Below are 5,352 nucleotides of genomic sequence, written 5' to 3' on the forward strand. Positions count from 1 at the left end.
GGGGTGGGGTTTTTGTTTATCGCATGAGGAGCCTGACGATTACCTACTTTCACACGGGTATCCGCACTATCATCGGCGTGGAGTCGTTTCACGGTCCTGTTCGGGATGGGAAGGGGTGGGACCGACTCGCTATGGTCATCAGGCATGACTTGTTGTTGGGTTGAGGTAGTCAACACAACCAATCTGGGAAGAAGCGGTAAAGAATTGGGTGGCGATTGTCGCACACGCGTGACTCGCCAGTGGTGGCGCGCGGGGCGCGCACAAACACACTGGTTATAGGATCAAGCCTTACGGGCAATTAGTATCAGTTAGCTCAATGCATTACTGCACTTACACACCTGACCTATCAACGTCCTGGTCTGGAACGACCCTTCAAGGGGCTCGAAGCCCCGGGGATATCTCATCTTAAGGCGAGTTTCCCGCTTAGATGCTTTCAGCGGTTATCTCTTCCGAACATAGCTACCCGGCGATGCCACTGGCGTGACAACCGGTACACCAGAGGTTCGTCCACTCCGGTCCTCTCGTACTAGGAGCAGCCCCCTTCAAATATCCAACGCCCACGGCAGATAGGGACCAAACTGTCTCACGACGTTTTAAACCCAGCTCACGTACCTCTTTAAATGGCGAACAGCCATACCCTTGGGACCGGCTACAGCCCCAGGATGAGATGAGCCGACATCGAGGTGCCAAACACCGCCGTCGATATGAACTCTTGGGCGGTATCAGCCTGTTATCCCCAGAGTACCTTTTATCCGTTGAGCGATGGCCCTTCCATACAGAACCACCGGATCACTATGACCTGCTTTCGCACCTGCTCGACTTGTCGGTCTCGCAGTTAAGCACGCTTATGCCATTGCACTATCAGCACGATTTCCGACCGTACCTAGCGTACCTTCGTACTCCTCCGTTACACTTTGGGAGGAGACCGCCCCAGTCAAACTGCCTACCATGCACTGTCCCCGATCCGGATCACGGACCAAGGTTAGAACCTCAAACAAACCAGGGTGGTATTTCAAGGACGGCTCCACCGAAACTAGCGTTCCGGTTTCATAGCCTCCCACCTATCCTACACAGATCGGTTCAAAGTCCAATGCAAAGCTACAGTAAAGGTTCATGGGGTCTTTCCGTCTAGCCGCGGGGAGATTGCATCATCACAAACACTTCAACTTCGCTGAGTCTCGGGAGGAGACAGTGTGGCCATCGTTACGCCATTCGTGCAGGTCGGAACTTACCCGACAAGGAATTTCGCTACCTTAGGACCGTTATAGTTACGGCCGCCGTTTACCGGGACTTCAATCAAGAGCTTGCACCCCATCATTTAATCTTCCGGCACCGGGCAGGCGTCACACCCTATACGTCCACTTTCGTGTTTGCAGAGTGCTGTGTTTTTATTAAACAGTCGCAGCCACCAGTTTATTGCAACCTCTTCACCCTTCCAGCGCAGGCTGGTCAAGCTACAGAGGCGTACCTTATCCCGAAGTTACGGTACCAATTTGCCGAGTTCCTTCTCCCGAGTTCTCTCAAGCGCCTTAGAATACTCATCTCGCCCACCTGTGTCGGTTTGCGGTACGGTCATCGTTAGACTGAAGCTTAGAGGCTTTTCTTGGAACCACTTCCAATTGCTTCGCTTCCGAAGAAGCTCGCGCCACACCCTTGAATTCTGTGCCCGGATTTGCCTAAGCACCTTCTCCAATGCAGCGACCGGGACGTCCAACACCCGGACAACCTTCCGCGATCCGTCCCCCCATCGCATCTAACAATGGTGCAGGAATATTGACCTGCTTCCCATCAGCTACGCATTTCTGCCTCGCCTTAGGGGCCGACTCACCCTACGCCGATGAACGTTGCGTAGGAAACCTTGGGCTTACGGCGAGGGGGCTTTTCACCCCCTTTATCGCTACTCATGTCAGCATTCGCACTTCCGATACCTCCAGCACGCTTTTCAACGCACCTTCGCAGGCTTACGGAACGCTCTCCTACCACACGTACTTGCGTACGCATCCGCAGCTTCGGTGACTGGCTTGAGCCCCGTTACATCTTCCGCGCAGGACGACTCGATCAGTGAGCTATTACGCTTTCTTTAAAGGGTGGCTGCTTCTAAGCCAACCTCCTGACTGTTTTAGCCTTCCCACTTCGTTTCCCACTTAGCCAATCTTTGGGACCTTAGCTGGCGGTCTGGGTTGTTTCCCTCTTGACACCGGACGTTAGCACCCGATGTCTGTCTCCCGTGATTACACTCTTCGGTATTCGGAGTTTGCTATGGCGTAGTAATCCGCAATGGACCCCACAACCATGACAGTGCTCTACCCCCGAAGGTGATACACGAGGCACTACCTAAATAGTTTTCGGAGAGAACCAGCTATTTCCAAGTTTGTTTAGCCTTTCACCCCTATCCACAGCTCATCCCCTAACTTTTCAACGTTAGTGGGTTCGGTCCTCCAGTACGTGTTACCGCACCTTCAACCTGGCCATGGATAGATCACTTGGTTTCGGGTCTACGCCCAGCAACTGATCGCCCTGTTCGGACTCGCTTTCGCTACGCCTGCCTTAATCAGTTAAGCTCGCTACTGAACGTAAGTCGCTGACCCATTATACAAAAGGTACGCCGTCACCCCTTGCGAGGCTCCGACTGTTTGTATGCATGCGGTTTCAGGATCTATTTCACTCCCCTCCCGGGGTTCTTTTCGCCTTTCCCTCACGGTACTGGTTCACTATCGGTCGATCACGAGTATTTAGCCTTGGAGGATGGTCCCCCCATCTTCAGACAGGATTTCACGTGTCCCGCCCTACTTCTCGTACCCCTAGTTCTTCCTCACGGTTTTCGCTTACAGGGCTATCACCTGCTATGGCCGCACTTTCCAGAGCGTTCAGCTAACCACGAAGATAAAGAGTACAGGCTGATCCCATTTCGCTCGCCACTACTTTGGGAATCTCGGTTGATTTCTGTTCCTGCGGTTACTTAGATGTTTCAGTTCACCGCGTTCGCCCCACATGACCTATGGATTCAGTCATGGGTACTCCATAAGGAGTGGGTTTCCCCATTCGGATATCGGTGGATCAAAGCTCGTTTGCCAGCTCCCCACCGCTTTTCGCAGGCTACCGCGTCCTTCATCGCCTGTGATCGCCAAGGCATCCACCACATGCACTTGTTCGCTTGACCCTATAACGAGTGTGTCTGCTTCGCATTCACCACGTCATAGGCTGAGTATTCGCGTTGTGCCGTATTCCAAAGCGATCTCTCGATCACTTTTTCATACTCGATACAATCACTACCCTGAATCCCTACTCACACCCATCTCTAAGTGCTTTCGAAGATTCTCTTTACTACTTCTTCCAGATTGTTAAAGAACGTTTAGCCTACAAGCGTACTGCCCTGCTTGCGGCATCAACTGGCTATCAATCGCCAATGCTTAACGCTCAACTGCTTGAACGCTAGGCATTGAAGATTGGTGGAGGATGACGGGATCGAACCGACGACCCCCTGCTTGCAAAGCAGGTGCTCTCCCAGCTGAGCTAATCCCCCAGTCATGCATCTCGACTCGTGGTGGGTCTGGTTGGATTCGAACCAACGACCCCCGCCTTATCAAGACGGTGCTCTAACCGACTGAGCTACAGACCCTTAGCCTGTCTTAAACAACAGCCGATAAGCGTGAGCGCTTAATATCTTCGTGCGAAGCTCGAGAAAGGAGGTGATCCAGCCGCACCTTCCGATACGGCTACCTTGTTACGACTTCACCCCAGTCATGAATCCTACCGTGGTGACCGTCCTCCTTGCGGTTAGACTAGCCACTTCTGGTAAAACCCACTCCCATGGTGTGACGGGCGGTGTGTACAAGACCCGGGAACGTATTCACCGCGGCATGCTGATCCGCGATTACTAGCGATTCCAGCTTCACGCAGTCGAGTTGCAGACTGCGATCCGGACTACGATCGGTTTTCTGGGATTGGCTCCGCCTCGCGGCTTGGCAACCCTCTGTTCCGACCATTGTATGACGTGTGAAGCCCTACCCATAAGGGCCATGAGGACTTGACGTCATCCCCACCTTCCTCCGGTTTGTCACCGGCAGTCTCCTTAGAGTGCTCTTGCGTAGCAACTAAGGACAAGGGTTGCGCTCGTTGCGGGACTTAACCCAACATCTCACGACACGAGCTGACGACAGCCATGCAGCACCTGTGCGCCGGTTCTCTTTCGAGCACTCCCGCCTCTCAGCAGGATTCCGACCATGTCAAGGGTAGGTAAGGTTTTTCGCGTTGCATCGAATTAATCCACATCATCCACCGCTTGTGCGGGTCCCCGTCAATTCCTTTGAGTTTTAATCTTGCGACCGTACTCCCCAGGCGGTCAACTTCACGCGTTAGCTACGTTACTAAGGAAATGAATCCCCAACAACTAGTTGACATCGTTTAGGGCGTGGACTACCAGGGTATCTAATCCTGTTTGCTCCCCACGCTTTCGTGCATGAGCGTCAGTGTTGGCCCAGGAGGCTGCCTTCGCCATCGGTATTCCTCCACATCTCTACGCATTTCACTGCTACACGTGGAATTCTACCTCCCTCTGCCACACTCAAAGCCTGCCAGTCACCAATGCAGTTCCCAGGTTAAGCCCGGGGATTTCACATCGGTCTTAACAGACCGCCTGCGCACGCTTTACGCCCAGTAATTCCGATTAACGCTCGCACCCTACGTATTACCGCGGCTGCTGGCACGTAGTTAGCCGGTGCTTATTCTTCCGGTACCGTCATCCCACCACCATATTAGGGCGATGGTTTTCTTTCCGGACAAAAGTGCTTTACAACCCGAAGGCCTTCTTCACACACGCGGCATTGCTGGATCAGGGTTGCCCCCATTGTCCAAAATTCCCCACTGCTGCCTCCCGTAGGAGTCTGGGCCGTGTCTCAGTCCCAGTGTGGCTGGTCGTCCTCTCAGACCAGCTACAGATCGTCGCCTTGGTAGGCCTTTACCCCACCAACTAGCTAATCTGCCATCGGCCGCCCCTGCAGCGCGAGGTCCGAAGATCCCCCGCTTTCTTCCGTAGATCGTATGCGGTATTAATCCGGCTTTCGCCGGGCTATCCCCCACTACAGGACACGTTCCGATGTATTACTCACCCGTTCGCCACTCGCCACCAGGGTTGCCCCCGTGCTGCCGTTCGACTTGCATGTGTAAGGCATGCCGCCAGCGTTCAATCTGAGCCAGGATCAAACTCTTCAGTTCAATTCCTGTTACTGTTTTCGGGTTCCATGAACCCGGTCGCTCACTCAACGTACTGACGATGATTTACTCCATCCAAAGATGGAAAAACCTTCCTCTGATACTTCGTGTGAGACTCTTGATACTTTCGCTATATCCAGC

The 5,352-nt window shown here is 53.4% G+C and carries 2 tRNA genes and 3 rRNA genes; all 5 read right to left on the reverse strand.

From position 1 onward, the window contains the following. Window positions 1-30: 30 nt before the first annotated feature. Window positions 31-143: ribosomal RNA gene (rrf, locus tag NCR38_RS33850) — 5S ribosomal RNA — on the reverse strand. A 134-nt stretch (window positions 144-277) separates the two neighbouring features. Beyond that, window positions 278-3,160 (reverse strand): 23S ribosomal RNA (locus NCR38_RS33855). Window positions 3,161-3,447: 287 nt separating this feature from the next. Further along, window positions 3,448-3,523 (reverse strand) — tRNA-Ala (locus tag NCR38_RS33860). A gap of 19 nt (window positions 3,524-3,542) precedes the next feature. Continuing rightward, a tRNA-Ile gene (locus NCR38_RS33865) sits at window positions 3,543-3,619 on the reverse strand. A 63-nt stretch (window positions 3,620-3,682) separates the two neighbouring features. Further along, a 16S ribosomal RNA gene (locus NCR38_RS33870) occupies window positions 3,683-5,214 on the reverse strand. Together the 16S, 23S and 5S rRNA genes with 2 tRNA genes alongside form the textbook arrangement of a ribosomal RNA operon. Window positions 5,215-5,352 lie beyond the last annotated feature (138 nt).

It is taken from the genome of Caballeronia sp. INML1, from assembly GCF_023631085.1.
In the GTDB taxonomy this organism is placed as follows: domain Bacteria; phylum Pseudomonadota; class Gammaproteobacteria; order Burkholderiales; family Burkholderiaceae; genus Caballeronia; species Caballeronia turbans.